We start from the raw sequence: 24,774 nt of genomic DNA on the forward strand, positions 1-24,774 counted from the left end.
CCTTGATCTCAGGGTCGGGGCAGGTTGAGCAGGGCCGCCAGCCCCCCGAGGACGGACAGGGCGATCGTGCAGAGCACGCCCAGCAGGAAGGCCTCGATCCGGCCGATGCGGCGTTCCAGGTCGCGCATCCGGTAGTGGAGCAGCGACCCTTCCGGCCGCCGGTCGTCCGTCGCGGCAGGCGGTGGTCCGATCACGTGAAAATCCGGCATCGCAGGTGACCTCAGGGGCGCCCGAGGGCGCGGGGTGGATGCCCCCCGATCGGGGCCAGGCAGCTCGCCGCCGGGGTGCAGGTTGAGGGGACATGGGGAACGGTCATCAGTAGTCCGCCCCCATCGCCACCGCGATCACCTGCCCGCCCGCGATCGTGACGGCGATGGCAAAGCCCAGCACCGTGTCCGGCGGCAGGTCGAACAGCTCCGCCGGATCGTTCTGGTCCAGCACGGTCACCCGCCCGCCATTGACGGTGGTCGCAGTCAGCGTATGCGCCGGGATCAGGGCGTCGAGATGCGGCAGGTAGGTCCAGTTCGACCCGCCGTTATGGGAGACGAAGAACCGGACCGCCGTGGTCGTCACGGTGGCCGTGGCGCCGACATAGAGGCCGGTGACCCGGGTTCCATCCATACCGGCGGCGAACAGCGGGGTGATGGTTCCGGATCCATCCGTCGCGGTATTGGCCACCGTCACGCCGGCGGTCTGATATCGGGGCCTCTGCGGCCAGGCAGGCGTGTTGGTCAGGGCCATCGCTGGGTCCTCCGGTGGGTGGAAGTGGGGCGGGGTGAGAGCGTCTACCGCGCAAGGGCGTAGGCGGCTCCGAGGGTCACGGAATAACTCTCGAGGTTTGAGGCGTTGAGGATGGCAAAGTCACGCGCATCCAAGTCGGCATTCAGACTAGGTGCTGGGTCCAGCAGCAGACTGCGTACGACAGTGAATGGGTGGCCAATGACCCAGTCAGCCGCATATCCGCCTTGAGAAGCCATTGTGACCTGCAGCTGGAGATTGTGTCCGACAAACGATGTAACTTGACCGATCAGGTAAACGGAGAGGTCACTGGCACTCGCCACCCGCACCATCGTCCCGGCGGGCAGGAAGATCGACGACGCATTCTGATGGGTGATCAGGGTCGTGTTCCCGGTCTCCACGAAATGCCCGGTCGAGGAGGTGGCGTAGATGCCGGAGATCAGGGCCGACGATTCCGCGACCGACCTGAGAATGGCAGGCAGCCCGTTATCCTCGTCGGCATAGGCGTTTCCCTCGACATTGTCCTGGGTATAGGTCCGTCCGGCAATGGTGACGCTCCAGGCCATGACCTGCTCCTGCTCTCTCGGTTGCGAAGGGCGCGGCGCCTACAGCAGTTCCTCGACGACGAAGCGCCGGGAATAGCGGCCGGGCTGGCCGTTGATGATCGGGGCCGATTCCGCCAGGGCGCCGTAGATCGTGTGCCGGTGGGCGTGGGTGCGGTCGTCGGGATCGGCGATCACCATGATGTCGCCCCCCTTCCCCTTGAGCCGCTCGAGCTCGTAGGCATGGGCGAACATCTCGTCCTTCTCCAGGTGGTCGATCACGAAGCGCAGCCGGCGGAACCGGGGACGCGCGTTGACGAAGACCTGGCCACCGCGCGACCGCTTGATCTCGCTCTCGTCGACCTGCTCGATCGACCAGCCGTATTGGAAGTTGACCGAGGGCTGCCAGGCCGGCCCCGCCACCAGCCGGCCGGCCTGCAGGTATCCGGCAGGATTGATCTCGTCGGCCAGGTCGAGGCGGAGGTAGCGGGCCCGGACCGGCTGGTCGATCGCATGGATGGCCTGGGCGCCATAGGTCTCGACCTCGTCCGGATCGAACCGGCCACCCCAGTTGAACTCGCCCCAGGCGCCGACCCCGAAGGGGAAGGCGGCCGGCCAGATGTCGAAATTGCCGCTGTCATGCAGCGGGTCGGCCAGATCCGGCGTATTGCCGAGCCGGATCCGCCAGCGGCCGGACTGGGTCAAGTTGTGGTGGATCAATGCGACGAACCGGACCAGTTGGCGCTCGCCGAAATCGACGGTGACGACCGTCCCCGCCGGATGGGTTCCAAGCGACCGGGCGATGCGGGAGGGCTGCCGGTCCGCCAGGTTGGACACCGGCAGCGTCGCGCTCCACGCCCCGTCGGTGAGCGTCGCTCCATCGACGTGGTTGCGGTAGGAGATCAGGATGCTGGCCATGGCGTTCCTAGCCCCAGAGGTCGAGGGTGATCTCGTTCACGGCCGACTCCTCGACCATGCCGACGATCACCAGGTTGCGCCCGGCCTCCAGGCCGTGCCGGGGGTAGGTGAGCCTGACGGTCTGCCCGAGTTCCAGGGCGAAGGCCTGGGTCTTCAGCAACACCCGGAAGGCAACCCGGCCGGGGCCGAAGATCGACAGCAGCCGGGCCGCCTCACCCGCGGCGGAGGCGGGGTCCGTGAGCAGGGTCGTCGCCACCGCGTCCTCCGACAGCGGATGGCGCAGCCGGACGGCGGGATCGGCCACCGCCTCGATGCGGACCGGCTCCGCCAGATCCGCCCGGGCCTCCTCGCCGACCGCACCGGCGACGGAGGCGGCGTCCAGCGGCTGCCAGTACCGCCGATACTCCACGCTCTGCCGCCAGACGGGGCGGGCGACCGCGAGCCGTTCCAGGGCCAGGACATGGAAATCGTCATAGGCCGCCACCGCCTGCTCGGCGGGCGGTTCGACCCGGGCGATGGTCATGCGGCCGGCCCGGTTGAAGCCGTAATGGGCCCCGACGCTGTCCGCCAGGCCGTCGAGCACCTCGCCCATGGTGCTGCCGTCGCGTATCCACACGCCGACCCGGTCGCCATGGCTGGCGTCGAAGGCGGCGAACCCTGCGGCATCGATCGGGATGGGCGCCTCGGTCGCGGCCCGCGTGGTCGCTAGCCGCGCGATCAGGCCCGCGACCGTTTCCACATAGATCCCGCCGGCCTTGTCACCCCGCAGATCCGCGGTGACGGTCCCGGCCGCCGACGCGCCCAGCCGGAACGTGCCGGTCGCGGTATCGACGCTGAACTGCCCCGCCGCCGGCACCCCGCCCACCCGGGTCAGCGCCAGCCCGGCGTCGTAGACCGCATCCACCTCCTCGATGGCGCCGTCATGCACCTGATAGGTCAGGGTCGCCGGATCCACGAGCACCGCCGGGACGTGGTAGACCCGACCGAAGGCCAGCGGCTTCTCGCGGTCCTTCAGGCCGGCCCGGCCGTCGAGCCCGCCGGTGCCGCCATAGGTGCCGCGCGCGACCCCGGCCTCGAACAGGGACTGCAGGTCGCGCAGCCGCACGGTCACGCTGACATCGTCGAACTCGACCCCGTCGGCCGTGCCGTCGAAGATCGTCGCGAACTCCGAATAGACGAAGCCCTCGCCGCCGAGCAGCACCCGGACCCGCCGCCCGTCGAAAGCCAGCGCGGTCATCGGATCCAGCAGGCCGTCGGCATTGTTCAGCAGGAGCGTTCCCGCCCCCGGGACCGAGCGGCCCGAGAGCTGGCCGCCGGCGAAGAGCTGGCGCTCGAAATTCAGGGCCGCCAGCAGCCGCGGATCGAAATAGGTATCGGCCGGCGTGTCGGTCCGGGCGGTGACGAAGCCGTCATCGCTGAAATAGTGGGGCACGATGGTCTCCAGCGCCGGATCGTACGGCTCCAGGATCACCAGGTAGCGCCGCCGGGCGACCGGGTCGGCGATCAGTTCGTCGAAGGCGCTCATGCCGCCCTCCCCGGGCCGCGCGAGGCCGCGACCACCCGTTCCAGACCGCGGCGCAGGGCGGCATTGTCGGCCCGCATCTCGCTCACCGCCGCGGTCATGCGGCGGGTCTCGCTGATCAGGTCGGCGATACCCTCGTCGCCCCGCGCCTCCATCCGACCGTCATTGGCCGGTGCCGCGAGGGTGACGGGGATCGAGCGGCCGTCCGGCAGCGGCACATAGGCTTCCGGCAGGCGCCCCTCGCCGAACAGGGCGAGCTGCGGTCTGTCGGCCACGCCGCCCCCGGCATATCGGGTCAACGGCAGCGCGCCCCCGGCCGTCATGATGCCGCCCGACGCGAAGGGGATGGCCTGGTCCAGCAGATCGACGATCCGGTTGATTTCGGCGGAGAGCCCGGCGCGGAAGGCACCGAACTGTCCCGAGCCGAAATCCCCGGCATAGCCGGTGAGCTGGGCGATGATCCGGTTGCGGGTCGGTGCCTGGCCGAAATTCGCATTGGGATTGGGCAGGCCGCCCAGCTCGCCCGAGAAGCCGCGGGCGATGGTCCGCAGCTCCTCCAACTGCGCCCGGGCGACGTCGAGCTGCCGCTCCGCCACCGTCTGGGTCTCGCCCAGGGCGCCGTCGACGGCGGCGAAGATCCGGGCGTAATCCTCGTTGCTGGCATAGAAGTCGCGGGCCAGCCGCAGGTAGTCCTGGGCCGCCCCGCCGAGATCGAGCTGGGCCTCCTGATCGCCTTCCGCCGCCCGCGCGGCCAGGCCCTCGAAGAAGCTGCGCGCCTCGTCGAGCTGCTGTTCGGGGGACAGGGTGGACAATTCCGGGTCGATGGCGAGCCGGCGGCGTGTCTCGGCGAGGCCGTCGATGGCCCGCTCGGCGGTGACCGCCAGCCGCTCCTGCTCGTCGATCTGCGCCGCCAGTTCCCGTGTGGCCAGGCGCATGGCGTCGGCGACCGAGAACTGGGCCGTCAGGTTGTCGTTGGCGGCCTCCGCGCTCTGGGACAGGGCGTCGCTCAGAGCCTCCATGACCAACGCGTTGTCCGCGAAGGCCGTCCGCACAGCCTCGACCGCCTCCAGGCTCAGGGCGTCGGCGGTGAACAGGTCGGACAACCGATCGCGCAGAACCGTCTCGAGATCCGACAGGTCGGTCAGGCCGAGCGTCTCGCCGAGGGCCCTGCCGTCCTCGTACTCGGTGAGCCGGTCGGCGATCTCGTCGACCACCCCCAGACCAGACGCGGCCCGCGCATCGCGCGCCAAGTCGTCGGCAAAGGACTGTCCCAGGTCGGCCAGAACCTCCGGCAGCAGGGCACCCGCTTCCTGCAGCTCGGAGAACGAGGCGCCCAGCTGATCCAGAACGCCGGCCAGGTCGTCGCTGCCCTCCAGCAGGGCGAGCAGCCGCTCCCGGTAAAGGGCCTCCAGGTCGGAGAAGTCGGTGATCCCGATCGCCTCGCCATCGGCGCGGCGGTCGCGATACTCCTCGCTCAGGGCGGTCACGTCGTCGAGCGCATCGAGCCCGCGCACCTCCCGCAGGTCGCGGGCGACCTGGTCGGCGTAATCCGAACGGAGCTGGGCGGTCAGCAGGTCGGTCGCCTCGGCGACCTTGGCGGCCACGTCGATGGCGGCGACGCCCAGGTCCGGGAACACCTCCGTCGCCTTGGCGATGTCGGAATTGATGCGCTCCAACTCGCCCCGGAGCTGGGCGATGGCGGCGGTGCCGGCGATCAGGCGCTCCTCGAACGGTCCGATCGTCTCCGGCTCGAAGCCGCCGGCGATGGTTTCGACCAGCGCGTCCACATCGGCCGCCGCGATGGCGAAGGCGTCGCGGACCCGCTGCTGGTTGTCGAGATAGGCCTGGCTCCGCTCGGTGGTCCGCTCCACGGCCGCGCCGAGAGCGGCGCCGGCCTCCGCTAGGTCGCGCAGGGCATCGCCGCCGATCGTGACCGCGCCCTGCGCGACCTCGATCCAGTCGTCAAAATCGGGCAGATCGCCGACGCTACGGCCTTCGTCCCGCTCCTCGCTACCGGAGATGCCGAGGGTCCGCCCGGCGACCTCCAGGCCGATCAGGTTGCCCTGGGCCTCGCCGTAGATCCCGGAAACGCCCGGCTCGAAGCGGTGCGAGCCCTCGTCCTGCTGGTACAACAGGGTCGTGCCCGTGCCGGAGACCGGCGTGCCGATCCCTGCGGTCCCGGCACCGGCGGCACCGTCCCCCGCCCCGTCATCGCCCGGGAACAGGGTCATCGCCCGGTCCAGGAAGTCGCGGATGGCGGTCACCCCGTCGGTGGCGAGCGTCCGCCCGGCCTCCGCGATCTCCAGGCGCTGGCGCTGCAGGGCGACCGTATAGGCATCCACCCCGCCGCCCGCTTCGGCCAGGGCATCGCGCAGGGCACCGAACCGCTCGGCGAAGAGCAGGTCGTCGAACAGCGCCTCCAGGCTGTCGGCCACGGAATGCCGCGCCGCCTCGGCGACCTCGGGCGAGTCGATGCCCTCCAGTCCTTCGCGAAGGATGAACTTGACCGCTTCGGCGACCAGCTCCGCCTCGCTCAGCCCGCGGAACCGGTCCTCGTCCTCGACCCGGCCGCCGATGATGGCCTTGAAGTTGTAGCCGCCGGTCTGACCGGACCCGTCCTCCGGATTGGGAAAATAGCCGATATCGAAACCGTTTCCGTTCAGCAGGCCGCCGAAGCGGGATTGCACCCGCTCGATCCCGTCGAAGATGGCCTCCACGGTGTCGACCAGCGCGGCCGGATCGCCGCCGTTGTCGGTGGAATAGACCGCGTCGCCGGTCGCGGGGGACACCCGCGCCACGGTGGTCGGACCGACCGAGGGCTGCGGGGCGAACAGGGTCGGCCCGAGGATCTGCGCCAGGGTCAACGCACCGGCGATATAGGGGCTCGCCGCCCCGAGGGCACCGAGGCCGCCGCCAAAGAGGCCCCCGAACGGTCCACCGCCGGTGGCGACGCCGATGAGCGATGATCCCACACTGATCAGCGAGCCGAGACCCGCGCCGCCGCCGTTGCCGCCGAACAGGCCCGAGAGGCCGAAGCCGCTCCCGGAACCCGCGAGCACGCCGAGCTGGCGGAACAGCCCGGCCACCATGGGGATGATCGAACGGAACAGGGTGGAGAAGCTGATCTCGCCGTCGCGGGCGACCCGGTCGAACAGGGTGCCGAACATCCGGATCATGCGGTCGCCGAAGCGGTCCCACACGGCCATGGACCGGTCGGCCGCTTGCTCGTGGCGGCGCAGGATGCCGTCGCTCAGGTGGTCGCCGACCCGGTCGATTCCGTGCACGACGTCCTCCACCAGCCCGTCGAACCCGACCGCGGAGTCCGCCAGGGCGGTCGGGGCGGAAACCTGGTCCAGCAGGCGGGCGAAGGCGCCTTCGGCCCGAGCCGCCGCCTCGGCGAGCGCGCGCAGGGAGGCGTTCGCCCGGTCCAGGTGCTCGCCGCGCACCCAGGCACCGGATCGGTTCGTGGCATCCAGCAGCATCGCCGGCTCCAAGGTCAGGGGGTTGCGGGGGTGGTGTCAGCGGCCCGCTTGGCGCGGACCCGCTCCAGATACGCGGCGTCCATAGCGCGTATCAGGCGGCTGAACTCGGCCGTGTCGGCGATCCCGACGAGGCGGCAATAGGCGTCGATCTCGGCCAACGCGATCGGGTTGGCGATGGCCGCACCGAGGCCGAGGGAGAGGGTCCGACCGGCCGACAGCACGGCAAAGGCTTCGGCAACCTCGTACAGGTCCTCGAACAGCTCCGGCCGGTCGGAGAGCGCCGCCGGCTCCGTGCCGGTCTGAGCGGCCAGCGTCGTCAGGAAGTCGAGCCGGTCGCCCCAGTCGAACTGCCATCGCACGACGTCGCGGAGTTTTTTTCCGCCTCCTCCAGGTCGCGCTCCCGATAGAGATCCAGTTCGCCGGCCAGCTCCACCACCAGGTCGCGGAAGTCGCGATAGGCGGGGTTCAGCAGCAGGTCGCGCGCCGTCTCCCGGCTATAGGCCAGCGGGGCGGCGCCGTCGGTCAGCCCGCGCCAGTCGAGCAGCACGGTCTCGGCCAGGACCTCCGCGGTAATCCGCTCGGTCACGGACTCGTCCAGGGTGCCGGCCCGCAGCGCGCGGCGATACGGCTTCAGCCGCCGGGCCATGGCCTCGCGATAACGGCGGTTGCCGATCCGGGCGAGGCGGATCTGCGCGTCGGACGACGCGTCGATCGTGGTCCACACCCCCTCGTCCTCGCGGGCGGTGTCGGTCTTGAAGCGGCTCAGGTCCATGGCTGGTCTCCTCCGAATGGCGGGCGTCAGGCGGCGAACCGGTCGATCTGGATGGTGCAGCCGGTGTCCGGGTCGCGCAGGGCCTGAAAGTCGAAATCGGCCATCACGTCGCGGTCGTTGCCGCCCGCCTGGACCCGGCCGCCGGTCAGCTTCACCTTGGGCAGGCCGACCACATAGGCGTTGCCGTCGCCGTCCTGCACCCGGAAGGAGAGCGAGGTCTGGGTGCCCGCCAGGTACTTCTGGTACCAGGCGCCGTCGGAGAAGTAGATCGACACGCTGCCGGTCACGGTGCAGCGGCCGGCGCCGATATCCACATTGCCCAGCGCGCCCACCGCCTGGATGCCGCGCAGGCCGTTGGCGACCCGCACCGACAGGGAGCGCAGAACCGTGCCGGCCAGCACAACGCCGGCCTCGCGCACCTCACCGATGTTGTTGACCGCGTTCATCACGTCGTTGGTCGAGGCCGCGACCGGCGCGCCGGTGCCGACGGTGGCATCGCCGATGCTCGCCGCCTTGCCCATGAAGCCGGCCGCGCCGCGCAGCACCTGCCCGGTCTGGATGTCGAGGCTGAGGGTGTTGGGCACCATGCCGGTGAAGGCGATGAACTTGCCCACATCGGTGAAGGCCTTCTCCAGGGTGAAGGAGCTTTCCGTCACCCCGTTGCGCAGCACCGATCCGGCCATGGCGACGGTGAGCCCGGCGGCCGCCTCGTCGGTCGCGGGGGCGGGCGACACGCCGAGGCTGTTCGCCGCCACGCTGGTCACCTGGTAGTAGCCGTTATTGGCGCCGGAGGAGGCAGCAAAGCCGGAGACGCGCAGCCATTGCCCGACGACGATCCCGGCGGCGGTGAAGTCGGTTGCCGTGCTGGTGAATGCGCTGGCCGCATTGGAGGCGGCGATGTCGTCGGCGACCGAGACCGCCACCGGCGTGCCCCAGTCGGAGAACAAGGCACCGGCCAGGAAGGCGTCCTGGGCGCCGTAGCTCAGCTCGAAATCCACATTGCCCGACGCTTCTGCGCCGACCTGGATCAGGTCGACGATCTGGCGGTCGGAGCGGACCTCGTTGCTGGTCACGTTGCTGATGTTGTAGCCGAGGCTCTCGGCCGTGTAGCGCATCTGCGTCATGGCGGCGGCCGGGGTGGTGCCCCAGACCGACTCCTTCAGGCTGTAGAGCTGTGCGCGGCTGCTGTCGGCCATCGTGCCGTCTCCTTCGTTTGGGATCAGGGAATGCGGGTGGGGTCAGCGCCGGACGTGCAGGCGGAACACCGCCGGCCGGTCGCCGGCATAGGTGGCGGTCACCGACACCACCCGGTGGGTGTCGCCGCCGACGATCAGGTCGTCGCCGGGGCCGGGGTCGATCTGCAGGTTTTGCGCGGCGACGGTGACGAGCCGGTCGCCCCGGCGGATCACGCCGTCCGCATGGCCGGTCTCCACCTCTTCCAGGACGCCGGTCAGCGCCACGTCGACGGGGGTCTCGGTCACCTCGCCGGTCGCCGGGTCGTAGCTCGGCACCCCGGCCCGTCGCAGAATCATCGGCGCGCCGGCCCGCGCGATCAGCCCGGCCACCATCGGCCGGATCGCCTCGCCGAGGCGGGTCATGCCCGGCTCACGGTGCCGGAGGCCGCGGAGCGCACCAGGCCGGTCAGCAGCAGGTCGATATAGGGAAAGGCGCGGCCGATCGGCGCGTCCTGGGCATAGGTCACCTCCACCGACCCGACCCGTTCGGACAGCACCCGCCCGCCGCGCTCCGCCTGGGGGGCGAGGTCGTAGGACAGGGCGACCCAGGCCAGCTCGGCGCAGGCGTGCTTCACCGACGCGGGAATGCCTGTATGGGTCCGGCCCTCCGGATCGGTGGCGCCGAGCCGCGGCCAGCCGAGCGGCTGCTCGCTCGCCGCACGGGTGCCGATCCAGCGGTACCTTCCATCGAGATAGGCGGTGGCCCGCAGCAGGCCGGCCTCGCGCTCGGCGGTCGAGGCGTCGAACCAGCTGCTTACGGTGCGGGCGGAGAAATAGGCGTCGGCCTCGGCGAGGTCGGCATAGACGTCGGTTCCGGCGGTGACGGTCATGGTCGGCCCTCCGATCAGCGGTGGGAGCGCCGGCGGCGGCGCTTGCGGGATTTCGCAGCACAGGCCGGTGCCGGCATCGGCGCGGGCGGCCCCTCCTCGCTCGGCAGTGGCGGCGGGGCGATGAAGTCGCCCTGGCCCAGCAGCCGCCAGTCGGCGTAGCGGCCGTCCTTGCGCGCCATGTAGTCGCGCTGGTCGACCACGATGGGCTGGCCGGTGCGGGCATGCTCGAGCACGACCGTCGGCAGAATCTCGACATCGGACACGGGCATCTCCTTCGGCTCCGTATGCACAAAAAAGCCGGGGCCGGTCCGCGCGAACGGACCGGCCCCGGCAGGGTCCCGGCCGGTGGGGAACGGCCGGGCAGGGAGGACTTGGATGAGCAGTCAGCCGGCGATGCGCACGGCCAGTTCCGGGCGCACCAGCTTCACCCCCCAGAGCACGTCGAACTCCCAGACCGTCTGCTTGTACTGGCGGCTGACCTCCAGCCGCAGGGACAGGCCGGTCTGGGCGTCGGTCATCGCCAGGATCTGATTGCCGAGCGACAGGTCGGCGAGCCCGGCCGACAGCGGCCGCATGGCCAGCGCGAAGGCGTCGCGATGGAACGCCAGGTTGACCACGTGGCTCTCGCGCACCGTCGCCTCGGCACCGGGCGCGACCGCCGATTTCAACGCCGGGGCGATCGCCACCGACGTGTTGCCGGTGGTCAGCCCCGTCCCGGCCGTCACCACATAGGTCTGGTCGTGACCGGCGAAGGAGATCACGTCGCCGGCCACCAGGGTCGGGGTGCCGATGTCGGAGGTCAGGGTCACCGAGACGTCGCCGGCCACTCCGCCGGCCCCGGTGGTGATGGTGTAGGTGCCATCGTCCGACGCGGTGCCCGCCGTGTGGGTCGGCACCCCGTCATCGGCGAACCAGTCGATGCCGAACTTGCGCCCGACCTCGCCGTCGATCTTCACCGAGGACGACCCGACCTTCTCCGCGTCGGAGAACTGGGCCAGCGCCAGGGCATTGGTCTCGGCGTCGAAATCGAGCACGCCGCGGCGGTCGCTGCGCGGGGCGAGCTGGCGGTTCAGCAGCTTGCGGGCCAGGGTGGCGTCGCTAACGTCGCTGCCGAAGGGCGTGACCCCGGCGGTCCCGACATACCCGTAGATGCCGACATACTCGCCATGGACGCTGGCATTGACCGCATTGGCCAGCGCCCGGATCGCCTCCGACATCTGCATCGGCACGAAGCTCTCGTCGTGATCGATCTCCAGGACCTCGCGGTCGGTCAGGTGGAAGCCGGCGCGCTTCCAGTTGTTGAGCTGGATCTGCACCACGTTGGCGGCCAGCGAGGTCGGCACCGGCGGGGTGTTCGACGGGGTGACGTCGGTCGCCGCGATGGCGCTGGGCAGCGGCACGTCGATCGTGTCGCCCTTCTTCGCCGCGTCGGAGGAATAGTCGGCATTGACCAGGCGGGGCATGACCGCCTGCTCGCGCAGGGCCATCAGGCCGCGCGCCAGGATCTTCGGCATGATGTCGGAGAGGCTGTTCGCCATGACGAACTCCTTGTCGAGAGACATGAGGGAAAGGGGTGTCGCTCCGGCATCCCGCCAAGGCGCGAAAGGTCAGGTTCCGGCCGCCCGGGCCGGGGCGTTGGTGTCGTTACGCCAGCCGGACCCGGCCGGCGGCGATGTCGGCGATGTGGCGGGCGACGGCGCGGGGGTCGGAGGCGGAGACCGTGACCGGTCCCGCATCGCCGCGCCCCGCCACCGGCGCGCCGCTGCCGCCCTTGCCCGAGGCGTCGAAGGCCCGGCCATAGACCGGGTCGGCGCGCAGCAGCTCCACCAGTTCGGCGACCGAGAGGGTCGTGCCGTCCTCGGTGGTCGCAGCAATGGCGCCGTCCTCGGAGACCGAAAGGCGGGAAACCACCACCGGCAGCAGCAGTTCCGGCACCCCGTGGGCGGCCTGGATCGCGGCGCGGGCCTCCGCCTCCAGCAGCCGGGCCTCCAGCACCGGCGCGCGGTCGACCGGCGCCGGCACTTCAGGTTCGGGCTCCGGGGCGGGGTCCGGCTCGGCCGGCACTTCCTCCCCACCGGTCAGTGCGGCCAGTTCGGCCTTCAGCGCCTTGCGCTCGGCCCGTTCCTTCTCCAGCGCCGATTTCAGGCCGGAGACGTCCTCCACCCCCTCGGCGTCGAGGCGCCAGCGGCCGTCCTCGGTCTGCACGTAATGGGCCCGCACCGCCTCCGGCAGCGCGTCCAGATCGTCCACGTAAGCGGGAAGCGGCATCACAGGTCTCCGTCTTTCGGCAAAGGATCAGGCGAGGTCGGCGAGAATGCCGCGCCGGCGGATCTCGGCGAGGAAGGTCGGTCGGTCGATCTCGCCTGCGATCCGGGCGCGCAGTAGCAGGTCGACCTCCTGCGCCTCCCGGGCGTCGAGGCCCATATCCGGGTCGAGGGTGACCCGGCCGGCACTCTCCGGCGGCAGGTCCATCCATTGCGCCGCGAGGCCGAGCGCCCGGGTCAGCCCCTCCTCCACCTCGCGGGCGAGGCCGGCCAGCGCGCTGTCGGCGCGGGCGGCGTCGATCGCCTTTTCGGTGGCGGTCACCCCGCCGCTGCGCCCGACCATCAGGTCCAGGCCCATCACCGCCATGCGGTCCTCCAGGTCCACCAGGTCCTGGCGGCCGGCGGCGATGGCGGCCCCGGAATGCTCCACATAGCGCAGCTCGGCGGCGTCGCCGTCGCCCAGGATCAGCCGGTTGGGGCCGATCTCCACCCCGTCCTCGCCGACCTTCAGGTTGCGGGCGAACAGGATGGGGACGCGGGCCACATGCAGGATGTGGCGCTGGTCCGAACTCGACTGCCAGTGCGCCAGGTTCAGCCAGGCAAGGTCCATCAGCGGCGGCCGGGCGGTGAGGAAACCGGTGCGCCCGGCATAGATCGACACGAACGGGATGTGGTCGAGGCTGGTCTCCCCACCGGCCACCTGGCGCCAGGGGGCGTCGTCGCCGCTCTGCGGCTTGCGCCAGACGGCCCAGCGGCCCGGTTCCAGCACCCGGACCTGCGGGACCACCCGCTCGCCCCAGGCGCCGTCGCGCTCGACCACGCTCTCGCGGATGCGCAGCCGCTCCAGTTTGCCGCCGTCGCCGACCCGCCAGCCGATCAGGTCGCGGGCCGGCACATGGACGCAGTACGGCCGTGCCCCCCGGCTGCGCTCGTCATGCAGGGTCTGCACCCCCTCCCCCACCTCGGGATAGTCCACCAGCAGGTGGGTGACCCCGTCGGTCAGGGCGGCGCGGAGCACGTCGCGGGCGAAGGTGGTCAGGTCGCGGCCGCCGAGATCGAGGTCGCGGCAAAGGGCGCGGATGCGCGGATCGGCGCCGTCGCCCAGGCTTGCCGGCTTGGCGAAGGGCTTGCCGGACAGGGTCTGTACCGCCCGGCCGAAGCCGTTGAACAGGACGGTGCGCGACAGGCGGATGCGGTAGGCCTCCAGGCTCTCCCGCGGCTCGCGCGGCAGCCAGCGCTCACCGGCGCCCCGCATCGCCCGGGTACCGCCCAGCAGGTCGCCGATCAGCTCCCAGTCCGGCGCCATGGCGTGCCAGGCGGAACAGGGGGTGGCGACATCGGCCTCGCCGCTCGCCGCGGCAGGGGTGGGGGCGCGCTGTCTCATGGCGGTCTCCGACGAAGGGTGGGGTCGGTCAGCGGAAATCGTCGTGCCGGAACGGGATGGCGACGGTGAGCCGGAAGTACGGGCCGTCGTCCTGTCCCGCCTCCGAGGCCGTGCCGGCCGCCTCCAGGGCGAGGCCGGGGATGGACGCGGCGGCGATCAGGCCGCCGATCTGGTCGGCCAGGCGATAGGCTCCGGCCGTGCCGGTGCCCCTGGCGACATGGATCGCGACCTTCAGGGTGCCAGTGCAGCGGAACCGCCGGGGCGTCCCACCGAAGGAGGCCTGCACCGTCTCGCCGCTTTCGAGCGCGAGGCGGATCCAGGGCGCCAGCCCGGCGGGCGGGGTGAAGGCGACGTTCTCATAGGCCACCGGCGTGGCGGACCAGCCGGATGCGACCAGCCCCTCCAGGGCCGCCCGCGCCTCATCCTGGGTCATGCGGCCCTCCATGTTTTTTCCTATTCACTCCCCGGATTCATTCCGGGGCCTACCCTGCCGAGGCGCGGTCATTCGAAAGCGATCTCCGACCGTGCCGCTCCAGGCGTAGGCCCCGGAACAGGTCCGGGGAGTGCGTTTGAAGAGGGAGGAGCGGTGAGGAAAATCCCAACGTCGCTCCCCCCTCTCCTTTCCCTCACTCCCCGGATTCATTCCGGGGCCAGCCCGTCCGCGTGACGGACCGTGCGGTGATCTCCGGGTTTCGAGCAACCCTTGGGCTCGCCCCGGAATAAATCCGGGGAGTGAGTGAATGGAGTTTGGGGGTGGTGAGGTTCACCGGCGCCATCAGGTTCCCCCGCTTGGAACACCTACCCACCTCACTCCCCGGATTCAGTCCGGGGCCTACCCTGCCGCGGCACGGCCATTCGAAGGCGATCTCCGCCCGTGCCGCTCCGGGCGTAGGCCCCGGAATAACTCCGGAGAGTGGATGAATGGAGTTGGGGGTGGCGAGGTTCACCGGCGCCATCGGGTTCTCCCACTTGGAATACCTCCCCACCTCACTCCCCGGATTCATTCCGGGGCCTACCCTCCCGAGGCACGGTTATTCGACGGCGATCTCCACCCGTGCCGCTCCAAGCGTAGGCCCCGGAACAGGTCCGGGGAGTGCGTTCGAAGTGGGAAAAGCGGTGAGGAAGCCCCCAACGTCGCTCCCCCCTCTCCTTTCCCTCACTCCCCGGATTTATTCCGGGGCCTACCCTGCCGAGGCACGGTCATTCGAGGGCGATTTCCGCCCGTGCCGCTCCAAGCGTAGGCCCCGGAACAGGTCCGGGGAGTGCGTTTGAGGAGGGAAAAGGCGGTGAGGAAAATCCCAACGTTGCTCGCCCCTCTCCTTTCCCTCACTCCCCGGATTCATTCCGGGGCCAGCCCGTCGGCGTGACGGGACCGTGCGGTGATCTCCGGGTTTTCGAGCGATCCATGGGCTCGCCCCGGAATAAATCCGGGGAGTGAAGGGGAAGGCAGAACCCCTCAGAACAGAAACTCCCGGCTCTCCGCCGCCCTCGGCCCCGTCATCAGGTCCGTCAGTGCCCAGACCAGCGCGTCGAGCCGGTCCGGCGAGGCCTCGCCCGCCGCTCCGGTGAAGCCCGTCATCTGGTCCTCCAGTTCGGGGAATGCCCCCGCGTGCCGGACCTTTCCCTGCTCGTACAAGGCCGCCACCGGCTCCGCCCGCAGGCGCTTGCCCCTTGTCGCCCGCACCGACCGCACCGGCAGCGCCGGGTCGACCGTGCGCAGGGTCGCGGCCACCAGGTCGCCGCCCTGGTTGACCTCGCAGACCACCGCGTCGGCCCGGTGTCTTCCATAGGCCTCGACCGCGCGGCGCGCCCAGAGGTCCGGGCTCAGCCTTGCGGTCAGGTCCTCCAGCACCCAGAAGCCGCCCGACCCGTCCCGGCCGGCGACCACGATGCCCGTCTCGTCGGACTCCGACCCGCTGGTCACCGCCGGATCGACGGCGACCACGATGCGCGCCAGCTCCGGCACCGCGCCGTCGTGGCGGGAGGCCGCCAGCAGCGCCCGGGTCCACAACGCGCCCGGCGTGTCGACCAGATACTCACCCTCGATCTCCTGCCGGCCGAGCCGGGTGCCGTCGTAGCGGGCCAGGATCTGCTGCAGGAAGGCCGGGGCCAGGTTGGCCGCGTTCTCCCGCGTGCCGCCCCGGGTCACCGCCGTGCGCGGATCGGCCATCAGCCGCGACAGCCAGGCCCGCGGCTTCGGCGTCGTCGTCGCCACGCAGCGCGGGTCGAGCCCCAGGCGCAGGCCGAGCATCAGATTGTCCCAGGCGGCCTCGTAGCGCCATTTGGCGATCTCGTCGGCCCAGGCCGTGTCGAATTGCGGGCCGCGAAGCTGGTCCGGATCGTCGGCCGAGAAACAGGAAGCCATCGCCCCGTTCGGCCAGGTGAGCCGCCGCTTCGACGGCTCGTAATGCGGCCGGGCCCAGGGCGGGCAGCAGGCCAGCAGCCCGCTCTCCCCCTCCACCATCACGTCGCGGGCATCGCTCGCCGTCTCACCGACCAGGGCGATGCGGCCGGCGCGCTGACCTTCCGCCAGGGCGCGCACCCACTCCGCCCCGGTCCGGGTCTTGCCGAAGCCGCGCCCGGCCAGAATGAGCCAGACCCGCCAGTCTCCCGGCGGCGGAAGCTGCTTGTCCCGCGCCCAGAGCGGCCAGTCGTGCAGCAGATGGGCCGCCTCCCGGTCACTCAGCCCCGTCAGCAGGGCCCTTGCCGCCGCCGGGCTTGTCGCCTGCGTCCGGATCAAGTCGCGCAAGCCGGTCGGCGAGGGCGTCGCGGGCCCCGGCGTAGTCCTCGTCGGAATCATGGGCATCCTGCCTGTTGGAAGTCAGACCGGCGCGCTCGCGGTAGAGGTCGGGGCGATGGGCGCGCAGCAGGAACATCAGCAGCGAGTCCGAATACTTCTTCACCGTCCCGGCGATCTGGCCCTGGTGGAAACGCGGGGTTTCCACACCGTCCATGGCCCGGCGCCGGGCCTCGGCGTCGAGCGCGTCGGTCGCCGTCTCCAGGGCGTCGGCCCACTGCGCCGCGAAAGCCGGGCTCTTCGCCTTGAGCTGATAGACCCGCGACCGCGAGGTGCTGGCGGCGCGGGCCGCCGCCGAGACGTTGCCGGTCTCGGCCAGCTTCTTCAGGAATCGGGCGCGGCGGGTAGCGGTCCATTTCTGAACGGGCATGGCGGCCTCCGGTCTCAAACGCGAAAGGGCCGCCCGGCGAGGAGCGGCCCTGTCGTCAGCCTTGCGGGGGCATGCCCCGGCGGATCAGCGCAGTGATCCAAGCATGGACGGAGTTATAGGCGCTTTTCTAAACCGTGTAAAGCGTTTTTTCTTATTACCGGTTTTTTCTTATCGTCCGCCGCCAGAAAAGCCCGGATCCGGTCGTGGCCGCGGGCGACGATCTTGCGCAGGGTGACGTGGCTGCGGCCGTCCATATCCTCCAGCCGGCGCCAGGAGATGCCCATGGCCCGGGCCCAGACCAGCCGCCGCTCCTCCTCCTCGCAGGCCAGCAGCCAGGCGAGGGTCCGGTCCATCCGGTCGATCGCCTGGGGCGAGGGCGGGGTCGGCCGGCGGGCGCCCCCGTCGGCCATCAGCAGCGACGCGCTGTCCCGGATCACCGCCGGCCAGCTCGACAGGCGCGGCTTCGCCACCCCGCGGGGCAGCCGGCGCAGGGTGTCGGCCGCCTCGCGCAGCAGCAGGGGAACCGGATCGGGCGTGGCCCGCGACGCCGGACGTCCGGGGAGGGTGGATGCAGCCTGAGCCATAGGGAAACGCCTCCAGTCGCTATGATCTGCATACAATAGGAACAGATCAACCTATGGCATCACATCGCGGCGCACAATAGGAATTTTATTCTGTACACCCAGGTGTAATCGGAATATGATCCAACTCATGAAACTCGACCCAACGCGACGCCGTGTCCTCGAGCTGATCGCGCACCGCGATCCGCCCACGGACCTGAAGAAGGCGTCGATCGCCTGTGGCAAGAACCACGCCTACCTGCACCAGTTCGTGCACCGGGGCACGCCCCGGAAGCTGCCGGAGGACGTGCGCCACCTGCTGGCCGGCCATCTCGGCGTGGACGAGAGCGAACTGCGCGACAGCGCCCCGCCCCGGGTCGTGTCCTCCGGTGCGCGCCAAGCGAGCGAGATGACGACCCGCCGGGCGGTGACCTACGCCCGGGCGCTGACCATCGACAACGACCCGGCGGTGGCCGCCGTGCCCGAGGTCCACATCATCGCCTCGGCCGGCGGCGGCTCGCTGATGGATCAGGAGCAGCGCGGCGAGAACTGGTACTTCCCGGTCTCCTGGCTGCACCACGAGCTGCATGCCGATGCCGACAACCTGCGGATCATCTCCATCGACGGCGACAGCATGGAGCCGATCCTGGAGGCGGGGGACAAGATCCTGGTCGACACCTCCCGCAAGGCGCCCTCCCCGCCCGGCATCTTCGTGCTGTTCGACGGCATGGGGCTGGTCGCCAAGCAATTGGAACCGGTGCCGAACACCGAGCCGGCAAGGGTGCTGATCCGCTCGGCCAATGCCCGCTATCAGGACTACGAGCGCACGGTGGACGAGGTCTCGATCATCGGCCGCGTGGTCTGGTTCGCCCGCCGGGTCTGACCCCAACTCTCCCCTTCCCGCCCTCCCAGGCATTCGTTAGCATACGAACAAGTTTCTCGAAGGGAGGTCGCACGCGGTGAGCGGCAAAGGCACAGGCCAATCGGCGCGGCCCACCACGGCGCGGATCGTCGGCGTCGATGTCGGCGGCACCTTCACGGATCTCGTCTATCTGGACGCCGCCCTGCCCGGCGGGCTGGCGCTCGCCAAGGTGCCCACGACCCTCGACAACCAGGCCGGCGGCGTGATGGCGGCCCTGGAGGCGGCCGGGGTCGACACCGGCGCCCTCGACCAGATCGTCCACGGCACGACCACCACCACCAACGCCCTGCTGGAGCGCAAGGTCGCCCGCACCGGGCTGATCACCACCCGGGGCTTCCGCGACGTGCTGGAACTGGGCCGCCGCACCCGCCCCACCTCCTACGGCCTGACCGGCCATTTCGAGCCGCTGATCCCGCGCGAGCTGCGCCTGGAAGTGGCCGAGCGCATGGATGCCGAGGGCGAGGTGCTCACCCCGCTGGACGAGGCCGGGGTCGCGGCCGCCGCCGACACGCTGAAGGATGCCGGCTGCGAGGCGGTGGTCATCCATTTCCTGCACAGCTACGCGAACCCCTCCCACGAGCGCCGGGCCGAGGAGATCGTGCGCGCCCGCTGGCCGCAGGCCGAGGTCACCGCCGGCTCCGCCATCCTGAGCGAGTTCCGGGAATACGAGCGCGGCACCACCGCGGCGGTGAACGCCACGGTCCAGCCGGTGCTGCGCCGCTACCTGAAGCGCCTGACCGACCGGCTTGAGGACGGCGGCTACCAACGCACCCTGCTGGTCATGCAGGGCAATGGCGGCACCATCTCGGCCGAGCGCGCCGCCGACCAGGCGGTGAACACGGTGATGTCGGGCCCCGCCTCCGGGGTGATGGCGGCGGCCTACACCGCCCGGGCGGCCGGCTTCGCCAATGTGCTGACCTACGACATGGGGGGCACCAGCTCCGATGTCGGGCTGATCATCGACGGCATCCCCAGCATTCACAGCGAGCTCGACCTGGAATACGGCATGCCGATCCACGTCCCCATGGTCGACGTCCACACGATCGGCGCCGGCGGCGGCTCCATCGCCTCGGTCGACGCCTCGGGCCTGCTCAAGGTCGGCCCGGAGAGTGCCGGGGCCATGCCGGGTCCGATCTGCTATGCCCGCGGCGGCACCGAGCCGACGATCACCGACGCCAACCTGGTGCTCGGCCGGCTCGACCCGGCGCGGCTGCTGTCGGTCGACAATCCGGTCTCCCTCGACGACGTGCGCGACCGGATCGTCGAGGCGGTCGGCGCCCCCCTCGGCCTCTCGGCGGACGCGGCGGCGGCGGCGATCCTGCGGGTGGCGAACGACCGGATGGCCGGGGCGATCCGCATGGTCTCGCTCTCCAAGGGCCATGACCCGCGCGACTTCGTGCTCTTCGCCTTCGGCGGTGCGGGCCCGCTGCACGCGACCGCGCTGGCCCGCGAGCTGGCGGTGCCGACGGTGGTCGTTCCAGCCCGGCCAGGGATCACCAACGCCATCGGCTGCGCCGTCGCCGACCTGCGCCACGATTTCGTCAACACGCTTAACACCCCGCTGGAGGCGCTCGACATCGCCGCGGTCCATTCCCTCTTCGCCGAGCAGGAGGCGGAAGGCCGCGCCCTGCTGGAGGCGGAAGGGGTGGCGCTGGCAAGCGTGGAGATCCGCCGCAGCGTCGACATGCAGTTCCTGGGGCAGTCGCATATCCTGCAGGTCCCGCTCGACACCGCGACGCCGAGCCTGAACGACCTCGCCCGGCTGTTCGCCGCCGCGTACTGGGACCGCTTCGCCGTCGAGTTGCCGGAGATCCGGCCGGTCCTGGTGAACCTGCACACCGCCGTGCTGGGCCACCGCCCGGCCGTGCCGCTGGCCCAGCTCGCCGCCTCCGACGACCGGGCCGCCACTCTCGACGGCGCCCGGGAGGCGACACGCGAGGTCTGGTTCGAGCAGGGCGGCTGGCAGGCGACCCCGGTCTATCGCCGCGAGCGGCTGCCCGAGGGGGCGGCGCTCAAGGGCCCGGCCATCGTCGCCCAGTTCGACTCCACCACCGTCATCGAGCCCGGCCAGTCGGCTCGGCTCGACGATTTCGGCAACCTTCTGGTCTCCGTCGCGTTGTTGCGGTGACCATCTCCAACATGTGAGGCTGCCGTCATGACTTCGCCCCGTCTCTCCAGCGCCCTTTCCGCCCGCGCCCACGCGCACGCGCCGGTCCCCGACCGGGTCCCGACCCTGCTGGTCGCCGTCCTGGTCGGCTTCGCCCTGGTCTGCATGGCGATCGGCAGTGCCGGCGCCCGCGCCGCCGCCGAGACCCCGCAGGAAGAGGTCTACCTGAACTACCAGATCGGCCTGCAGGCGGTCGCCAAGTGCCGCGACGTGACGCTGAGCCACGAGCAGCAGCAGCGCATCGGCCAGCGGATCGACACGCTGACCGGTGCGGCCGTCGGTGCGGGCCGCCGCCTGTTCCTGATCGAGGAAGCCAAGGAGATCATCAACGCCGAGGGCTGCGACGATCCGGTGGTGACCAACGGCCTGGCGGCCTACGACGCCAACCTCGCGTCGGCCGCCCAGTAACGACCATGGAGTGCCGATGACCGGACCAGCCGCCCTCTACCGCGATCCGCAATCCGCGATCGACCCGATCACGCTGACGGTCATCCAGAACGGTCTCCAGCAGGTCTGCAACGAGATGGACCTGGCCTTCTCGCGCGCCGCCTTCTCGCCCGTGATCAGCGAGACCCACGACCGCTCCGACGGCATCTACCACCGCGACGACGGCGCCCTCATCGCTCAGGGAGAGGACGGGCTGCCGGTCTTCGTCGGCACCATGCAGGATTGCTGCGCCACGGTGATCGAGCGGGCGCGCAACCTGCAGCCGGGCGACGTCTACATCGTCAACGACCCCTATCTGGGCGGCACCCACCTGATGGACGTGAAGTTCGTCAAGCCGTTCTTCTATAAGGGCGAGCTGTTCTGCTGGCTGGCCAATACCGGCCACTGGCCCGATACCGGCGGGGCCGTTCCCGGCGGCTTCTCCGCCAGCGCCACCGAGGTCGAGCAGGAAGGCCTGCGCCTGCCGCCGGTGAAGCTCTACAAGGCCGGGGTGATCGACGAGGAGATCCTGTCGATCATCAATTCCAACATCCGCATCGCCGACCAGCGCATCGGCGACATCAAGGCCCAGGCCGCCGCCCTGACCGTGGGCGAGCGCCGGCTGACCCTGTTGCTCGACCGCTACGGCGCCGACGTGGTCGACCGGGCCATCGCCGAGATGCGGGTCCGGGCCTCCCAGCAGATGCGGGCGAAGATCGCCGCCGTGCCGGACGGGGTCTATGAGAGCACCGCCATGGTCGACAGCGACGGGGTAGTCAACGAGCCGCTGACCATCGCCCTCACCCTGACGATCAAGGGCGAGGAGGCGCATTTCGACTTCTCCCGCTCGTCGCCACCCTGCCAGGGACCGATGAACAGCGTGATCGCCACGACCCGCTCCTCGGTCTATCTGGCGATGAAGCACATCTACCCGGACGTGGCGATCAACGCCGGCACCTTCGAGCCGCTGACCATCGCCGATCCGGACGGCACCTTCCTTTACGCCAAATACCCGCGCCCGGTCTCCGGCTGTGCCGCGGAGGTGAGCCAGCGCATCGCCGAGGCGGTCTTCGCCGCCATGACCAAGGCGGTGCCCGACCACCTCTTCGCCGCCCCGGCGGGGACCAGCGGCAACTTCTCGCTCGGCGGCACCGACCCGAAGACCGGCCGAGGCTATGTCTGCTACCTGATCTCCGGCGGTGGCTATGGCGGGCATGCCGGCGGCGACGGCATCTCCAACGGCTGCTCCACCATCGGCATCTCCAAGACCACGCCGATCGAGGTGGTCGAGCAGCGCTATCCGATCCTGTACGAGGAATACGCCCTGCGCGAAGGCTCCGGCGGGGCCGGCGAGCATCGCGGCGGCTTCGGCGTGCGCTACAAGGTGCGCCTGCGCCGCGGCAACGCCCGGGCCAGCTTCGTCATGGACCACGGCCGGGTAGGTCCGCAGGGCGTGCTCGGCGGCGCCGACGGCGCGCCGAACACGGTGCTGGTCGAGCGCGGCGGCGAGAGCTACACGCCGCTGCACCTGTCGAAGGAGCAGGGCATTTCCATCACCGAGGGCGATGCCATAACCGTGCAGACGCCCGGCGGCGGCGGCTACGGCGATCCGGCAAAGCGCGATCCCGCCCTGGTCGAGCGGGATCGGCTGCGGGGATATTATCCGGGCTGATCGCCTCAGTCGGTGAAGGTGTATTCGCCGAGCTCGCAGAGATCGAGGGCCATGTCCTCGACCACGTCGCCGTCCTGGAACACGCCGCGGATGTCGTAGATGCAGGTGGTCAGGCCGTCGGCGATGGTCACGGTGACCTCGTAGTTGCTGGCCAGGATCTGGCCCTCCAGCAGGTTCTCCTCCCAATGCTCGGAACTGGCCGCGGAGACGTAGAAGCCGGTCAGGGCGCTGCTGGAACTGTTGACGAGCAGAAACTCGAGGTTCTCGGCGGCTGCCGGGGCGGTGAAAGCACAGGTCAGAACGGCCGCGACGGCCAGATACTTGCGCATGGGTATTCCCTCTGAACGACACCGCCTGATGCGGGCCTCTCCCCGGCGACGGTATGCCAAGTCCCGGCGGTGCGGTAGCGGATTCAGCGGCCCCGGCCGGGCGATCCGGACGAGGGATCGCGATATGACAGAGGGCCCGCGAATCTGCTGTACTGCCGGCCCCACCGTCGCACCGGAGCGCAGCGTTTCATGGAGAAGAAGGGACCTCCGCCCAACGGTTCCCAGCCCGAGCGCCAGGTCAGCCAGGAGACGCTGAACCGGCTTCTGTCACTGGTGATCCCGCACCTGACGCCGGGCGAGCCGATCCTGGTCTACGTGCTGGCCCAGTGGCGCCGGTTCGGCCATCTGGTGATCGAGCCGCAGATGCTCGCCACCCTGTATGGCGACCGCTACCGCCGGATCGTGATCGTCACCGGCAATCTCGACATGCCCGGCTCGAACCGGGCGCTGACCGAGTGCCTGGACGATCGCTTCGTGATGGTGGAGACCGATTTCCGCGACGTGCTGTCGCTCGGCACCGTCGATGGCGGGCTGCTCGACATGAAGCACCTGCACTGGCTCGCCATGTCGGCGCGCACGCTGATCGTGGAATGCTGGCGCGCCATGGCGTCCGGGACGAAGCCGTTCCTCTACACCCTGCCCGACAGCCTGCGGGAGCGCGGAGAGAAGCGGCTGGCGGAGCACGGGATCGACCCGTCCGCCCCGCTCGCCCTGTTCCACACCCGCACCATGGCCTACCTGCCCGAGGAGGTGCATCACGGCCACCGCACCGCCGCCATCGGCAGCTATGACGGCTCGATCCGGCGGATCCTGGACGCGGGCTATCAGGTGGTGCGGATCGGCGAGCCGAAGCTGGAGACCTGGGACACCGCACCCGACGGCTATCTCAGCCTGCCCGACGCCTTTCCGGACGAGCGCTGGGTCGATCTCTACGCCTGCGCGGCCTGCCGTTTCATGACCGCGCAGAATTCCGGGCCGATCTGGGTCGCGGCCGCCTTCGGCAACGTGTCGCTGCGGACCAACACCCCGTTCGAACACCTGAACCTGCCCTATAACGAGGACCTGTCCCTGTTCAAACGCTACCGGCGGATCGGCGACGGGCGGTTCCTCACCTACCGCGAGATCCTCGACGCCCGCCTGCCCGGCACCTTCCGCGACGTGGATTTCGAGGCCCTGGGCGTGGAACTGGTGGAGAACACCCCCGACGAGATCGACGCCGCCACGGCGGAGTTCCTCGACAAGCTGAACGGCCGGTGGGAACCGGACATGTCGAAGCACGAGCGGTTCCGCGCGCTGGGAGCGGCCTATGAGGCGGCGATCCGGCAGGAGCCCCGCTTCATCGACGAGACCCTCGACATCTACGGCTACGGCCACCCCTTCGGCTGGGTCGCGCGCGGCACCCTGGACCTGCCGGGGTTTCTCGACTGAGCGGCGCGCGCTGCCGAGGGTGCCGCTAGGACGAGCCTGCGCCAACCTTGGCGAGATAGGCGGAGCGGCTGAGGCCGTGCATCGCCGCGTTGCGGTCGATCGACGCGAGGGCCGAGCGCCGGATCGTGAGGTTGATCCGGACCGTCTCGTCCCTGGTGTCGGGAGCGCGCACCAGAACTGGCATGCCGTCGCGGAAGTCCGGATCGGCCATGACCGTGTCGATGGAGGACGGGGACGGAATGACGGTACCGTCCTCGGCCAGAAGCTCGATATGGGCGGCCAGCGCCTCCTCGGCATTGGCCTTCAGCTCCTCGACGGTCTCGCCGGCGGAGACGCAGCCGGGAAAATCCGGGAACGAGATGCCGTAATCGGTGCCGTCGTCCCGATGGATGATGCCAACGTAGTAGACCATCGTC

At 70.3% G+C, this 24,774-nt stretch carries 26 protein-coding genes; 5 read left to right on the plus strand and 21 right to left on the minus strand.

Translation table 11 applies throughout. The features are described 5' to 3' along the window. Positions 1-8: 8 nt before the first annotated feature. The 19 genes from ACOQOP_RS14940 to ACOQOP_RS15030 all read right to left on the minus strand — a co-directional run bounded on the left by ACOQOP_RS14940 (position 9) and on the right by ACOQOP_RS15030 (position 17,438). Positions 9-194 carry a hypothetical protein gene (locus tag ACOQOP_RS14940; RefSeq protein WP_420562602.1) on the minus strand — a complete coding sequence of 62 codons (186 nt, stop codon included), beginning with the start codon at positions 192-194 and terminating at the stop codon, positions 9-11. 121 nt (positions 195-315) lie between these two features. Beyond that, positions 316-741: a hypothetical protein gene (locus tag ACOQOP_RS14945; protein ID WP_420562603.1), complete on the minus strand. Its 426-nt coding sequence runs from the start codon at positions 739-741 to the stop codon at positions 316-318. A 44-nt stretch (positions 742-785) separates the two neighbouring features. Continuing rightward, complete coding sequence (locus ACOQOP_RS14950) at positions 786-1,304, minus strand: hypothetical protein (protein ID WP_420562604.1); 519 nt, start codon at positions 1,302-1,304, stop codon at positions 786-788. 39 nt (positions 1,305-1,343) lie between these two features. After that, complete coding sequence (locus ACOQOP_RS14955) at positions 1,344-2,198, minus strand: hypothetical protein (protein WP_420562605.1); 855 nt, start codon at positions 2,196-2,198, stop codon at positions 1,344-1,346. Positions 2,199-2,205: 7 nt separating this feature from the next. After that, positions 2,206-3,723, minus strand: coding sequence for a hypothetical protein (locus ACOQOP_RS14960; protein ID WP_420562606.1), 1,518 nt, complete (start codon positions 3,721-3,723; stop codon positions 2,206-2,208). Continuing rightward, a complete protein-coding gene (locus tag ACOQOP_RS14965) occupies positions 3,720-7,202 on the minus strand; it encodes a hypothetical protein (RefSeq protein WP_420562607.1) in 3,483 nt (1,160 codons plus the stop codon). Before ACOQOP_RS14965 ends, ACOQOP_RS14960 begins: the two co-directional genes overlap by 4 nt. 14 nt (positions 7,203-7,216) lie before the next feature. Continuing rightward, positions 7,217-7,561 carry a phage tail assembly chaperone gene (locus ACOQOP_RS14970; RefSeq protein ID WP_420562608.1) on the minus strand — a complete coding sequence of 115 codons (345 nt, stop codon included), beginning with the start codon at positions 7,559-7,561 and terminating at the stop codon, positions 7,217-7,219. Then, complete coding sequence (locus ACOQOP_RS14975; RefSeq protein ID WP_420562609.1) at positions 7,519-7,974, minus strand: hypothetical protein; 456 nt, start codon at positions 7,972-7,974, stop codon at positions 7,519-7,521. Before ACOQOP_RS14975 ends, ACOQOP_RS14970 begins: the two co-directional genes overlap by 43 nt. Positions 7,975-8,000: 26 nt before the next feature. Next, positions 8,001-9,170, minus strand: a complete 1,170-nt coding sequence (locus ACOQOP_RS14980) for a phage tail tube protein (RefSeq protein ID WP_420562610.1) — start codon at positions 9,168-9,170, stop codon at positions 8,001-8,003. 42 nt (positions 9,171-9,212) lie between these two features. After that, positions 9,213-9,572: a hypothetical protein gene (locus ACOQOP_RS14985; protein ID WP_420562611.1), complete on the minus strand. Its 360-nt coding sequence runs from the start codon at positions 9,570-9,572 to the stop codon at positions 9,213-9,215. After that, positions 9,569-10,039 (minus strand): DnaT-like ssDNA-binding protein, encoded by a 471-nt coding sequence (locus tag ACOQOP_RS14990; protein ID WP_420562612.1) that lies wholly within the window; start codon positions 10,037-10,039, stop codon positions 9,569-9,571. Before ACOQOP_RS14990 ends, ACOQOP_RS14985 begins: the two co-directional genes overlap by 4 nt. 14 nt (positions 10,040-10,053) lie before the next feature. Next, positions 10,054-10,302, minus strand: coding sequence for a hypothetical protein (locus ACOQOP_RS14995; protein ID WP_420562613.1), 249 nt, complete (start codon positions 10,300-10,302; stop codon positions 10,054-10,056). A 120-nt stretch (positions 10,303-10,422) separates the two neighbouring features. Further along, positions 10,423-11,577 carry a P22 phage major capsid protein family protein gene (locus ACOQOP_RS15000; RefSeq protein WP_420562614.1) on the minus strand — a complete coding sequence of 385 codons (1,155 nt, stop codon included), beginning with the start codon at positions 11,575-11,577 and terminating at the stop codon, positions 10,423-10,425. 106 nt (positions 11,578-11,683) lie between these two features. Further along, positions 11,684-12,307, minus strand: a complete 624-nt coding sequence (locus tag ACOQOP_RS15005; RefSeq protein WP_420562615.1) for a hypothetical protein — start codon at positions 12,305-12,307, stop codon at positions 11,684-11,686. 27 nt (positions 12,308-12,334) lie between these two features. After that, a complete protein-coding gene (locus tag ACOQOP_RS15010; protein WP_420562616.1) occupies positions 12,335-13,687 on the minus strand; it encodes a DUF4055 domain-containing protein in 1,353 nt (450 codons plus the stop codon). Positions 13,688-13,715: 28 nt separating this feature from the next. Then, the gene (locus tag ACOQOP_RS15015) at positions 13,716-14,120 is read right to left on the minus strand and encodes a phage tail terminator-like protein (RefSeq protein WP_420562617.1); all 405 of its coding nucleotides are present in this window, start codon (positions 14,118-14,120) and stop codon (positions 13,716-13,718) included. Positions 14,121-15,143: 1,023 nt separating this feature from the next. Beyond that, complete coding sequence (locus ACOQOP_RS15020) at positions 15,144-16,427, minus strand: DNA-packaging protein (RefSeq protein WP_420562618.1); 1,284 nt, start codon at positions 16,425-16,427, stop codon at positions 15,144-15,146. Further along, a complete protein-coding gene (locus tag ACOQOP_RS15025; protein ID WP_420562619.1) occupies positions 16,366-16,854 on the minus strand; it encodes a hypothetical protein in 489 nt (162 codons plus the stop codon). Before ACOQOP_RS15025 ends, ACOQOP_RS15020 begins: the two co-directional genes overlap by 62 nt. A gap of 113 nt (positions 16,855-16,967) precedes the next feature. Continuing rightward, positions 16,968-17,438, minus strand: coding sequence for a DUF6362 family protein (locus ACOQOP_RS15030; RefSeq protein ID WP_420562620.1), 471 nt, complete (start codon positions 17,436-17,438; stop codon positions 16,968-16,970). A 127-nt stretch (positions 17,439-17,565) separates the two neighbouring features. Between ACOQOP_RS15030 and ACOQOP_RS15035 the strand changes: the two genes are divergently transcribed. The 4 genes from ACOQOP_RS15035 (at position 17,566) to ACOQOP_RS15050 (ending at position 22,601) form a co-directional block, all read left to right on the plus strand. Beyond that, on the plus strand, positions 17,566-18,297 hold the full coding sequence (locus ACOQOP_RS15035) for a S24 family peptidase (RefSeq protein ID WP_420562621.1): 732 nt from the start codon (positions 17,566-17,568) through the stop codon (positions 18,295-18,297). A gap of 76 nt (positions 18,298-18,373) precedes the next feature. Next, positions 18,374-20,464 carry a hydantoinase/oxoprolinase family protein gene (locus ACOQOP_RS15040; RefSeq protein ID WP_420562622.1) on the plus strand — a complete coding sequence of 697 codons (2,091 nt, stop codon included), beginning with the start codon at positions 18,374-18,376 and terminating at the stop codon, positions 20,462-20,464. Between the two features lie 27 nt (positions 20,465-20,491). Then, on the plus strand, positions 20,492-20,911 hold the full coding sequence (locus ACOQOP_RS15045) for a hypothetical protein (protein WP_420562623.1): 420 nt from the start codon (positions 20,492-20,494) through the stop codon (positions 20,909-20,911). A 16-nt stretch (positions 20,912-20,927) separates the two neighbouring features. Continuing rightward, a complete protein-coding gene (locus ACOQOP_RS15050; RefSeq protein WP_420562624.1) occupies positions 20,928-22,601 on the plus strand; it encodes a hydantoinase B/oxoprolinase family protein in 1,674 nt (557 codons plus the stop codon). Between the two features lie 5 nt (positions 22,602-22,606). On the opposite strand, the gene ACOQOP_RS15055 is transcribed toward ACOQOP_RS15050, so the two are convergent. Further along, complete coding sequence (locus ACOQOP_RS15055; RefSeq protein WP_420562625.1) at positions 22,607-22,930, minus strand: hypothetical protein; 324 nt, start codon at positions 22,928-22,930, stop codon at positions 22,607-22,609. 189 nt (positions 22,931-23,119) lie between these two features. Between ACOQOP_RS15055 and ACOQOP_RS15060 the strand changes: the two genes are divergently transcribed. Next, the gene (locus tag ACOQOP_RS15060) at positions 23,120-24,358 is read left to right on the plus strand and encodes a TIGR04372 family glycosyltransferase (RefSeq protein WP_420562626.1); all 1,239 of its coding nucleotides are present in this window, start codon (positions 23,120-23,122) and stop codon (positions 24,356-24,358) included. Between the two features lie 25 nt (positions 24,359-24,383). Here ACOQOP_RS15060 and ACOQOP_RS15065 read toward each other — a convergent pair whose 3' ends face one another. Next, the gene (locus ACOQOP_RS15065) at positions 24,384-24,770 is read right to left on the minus strand and encodes a type II toxin-antitoxin system HicB family antitoxin (protein WP_420562627.1); all 387 of its coding nucleotides are present in this window, start codon (positions 24,768-24,770) and stop codon (positions 24,384-24,386) included. Positions 24,771-24,774 lie beyond the last annotated feature (4 nt).

Source organism: Thalassobaculum sp. (genome assembly GCF_965223715.1).
In the GTDB taxonomy this organism is placed as follows: domain Bacteria; phylum Pseudomonadota; class Alphaproteobacteria; order Thalassobaculales; family Thalassobaculaceae; genus Thalassobaculum.

Excerpts from the sequence above, each read along its gene's own strand:
- ACOQOP_RS14980 (WP_420562610.1), bottom strand. The coding sequence starts at position 9,170 with ATGGCCGACAGCAGCCGCGCACAGCTCTACAGCCTGAAGGAGTCGGTC.
- ACOQOP_RS15000 (WP_420562614.1), bottom strand. The coding sequence starts at position 11,577 with ATGGCGAACAGCCTCTCCGACATCATGCCGAAGATCCTGGCGCGCGGC.
- ACOQOP_RS14950 (WP_420562604.1), bottom strand. The coding sequence starts at position 1,304 with ATGGCCTGGAGCGTCACCATTGCCGGACGGACCTATACCCAGGACAAT.
- ACOQOP_RS15050 (WP_420562624.1), top strand. The coding sequence starts at position 20,928 with ATGACCGGACCAGCCGCCCTCTACCGCGATCCGCAATCCGCGATCGAC.
- ACOQOP_RS15045 (WP_420562623.1), top strand. The coding sequence starts at position 20,492 with ATGACTTCGCCCCGTCTCTCCAGCGCCCTTTCCGCCCGCGCCCACGCG.
- ACOQOP_RS15015 (WP_420562617.1), bottom strand. The coding sequence starts at position 14,120 with ATGACCCAGGATGAGGCGCGGGCGGCCCTGGAGGGGCTGGTCGCATCC.
- ACOQOP_RS15025 (WP_420562619.1), bottom strand. The coding sequence starts at position 16,854 with ATGCCCGTTCAGAAATGGACCGCTACCCGCCGCGCCCGATTCCTGAAG.
- ACOQOP_RS14985 (WP_420562611.1), bottom strand. The coding sequence starts at position 9,572 with ATGACCCGCCTCGGCGAGGCGATCCGGCCGATGGTGGCCGGGCTGATC.
- ACOQOP_RS14990 (WP_420562612.1), bottom strand. The coding sequence starts at position 10,039 with ATGACCGTCACCGCCGGAACCGACGTCTATGCCGACCTCGCCGAGGCC.
- ACOQOP_RS14945 (WP_420562603.1), bottom strand. The coding sequence starts at position 741 with ATGGCCCTGACCAACACGCCTGCCTGGCCGCAGAGGCCCCGATATCAG.
- ACOQOP_RS14965 (WP_420562607.1), bottom strand. The coding sequence starts at position 7,202 with ATGCTGCTGGATGCCACGAACCGATCCGGTGCCTGGGTGCGCGGCGAG.
- ACOQOP_RS15055 (WP_420562625.1), bottom strand. The coding sequence starts at position 22,930 with ATGCGCAAGTATCTGGCCGTCGCGGCCGTTCTGACCTGTGCTTTCACC.
- ACOQOP_RS14975 (WP_420562609.1), bottom strand. The coding sequence starts at position 7,974 with ATGGACCTGAGCCGCTTCAAGACCGACACCGCCCGCGAGGACGAGGGG.
- ACOQOP_RS14960 (WP_420562606.1), bottom strand. The coding sequence starts at position 3,723 with ATGAGCGCCTTCGACGAACTGATCGCCGACCCGGTCGCCCGGCGGCGC.
- ACOQOP_RS15010 (WP_420562616.1), bottom strand. The coding sequence starts at position 13,687 with ATGAGACAGCGCGCCCCCACCCCTGCCGCGGCGAGCGGCGAGGCCGAT.
- ACOQOP_RS14955 (WP_420562605.1), bottom strand. The coding sequence starts at position 2,198 with ATGGCCAGCATCCTGATCTCCTACCGCAACCACGTCGATGGAGCGACG.
- ACOQOP_RS15060 (WP_420562626.1), top strand. The coding sequence starts at position 23,120 with ATGGAGAAGAAGGGACCTCCGCCCAACGGTTCCCAGCCCGAGCGCCAG.
- ACOQOP_RS15065 (WP_420562627.1), bottom strand. The coding sequence starts at position 24,770 with ATGGTCTACTACGTTGGCATCATCCATCGGGACGACGGCACCGATTAC.
- ACOQOP_RS15035 (WP_420562621.1), top strand. The coding sequence starts at position 17,566 with ATGAAACTCGACCCAACGCGACGCCGTGTCCTCGAGCTGATCGCGCAC.
- ACOQOP_RS15030 (WP_420562620.1), bottom strand. The coding sequence starts at position 17,438 with ATGGCTCAGGCTGCATCCACCCTCCCCGGACGTCCGGCGTCGCGGGCC.
- ACOQOP_RS15005 (WP_420562615.1), bottom strand. The coding sequence starts at position 12,307 with ATGCCGCTTCCCGCTTACGTGGACGATCTGGACGCGCTGCCGGAGGCG.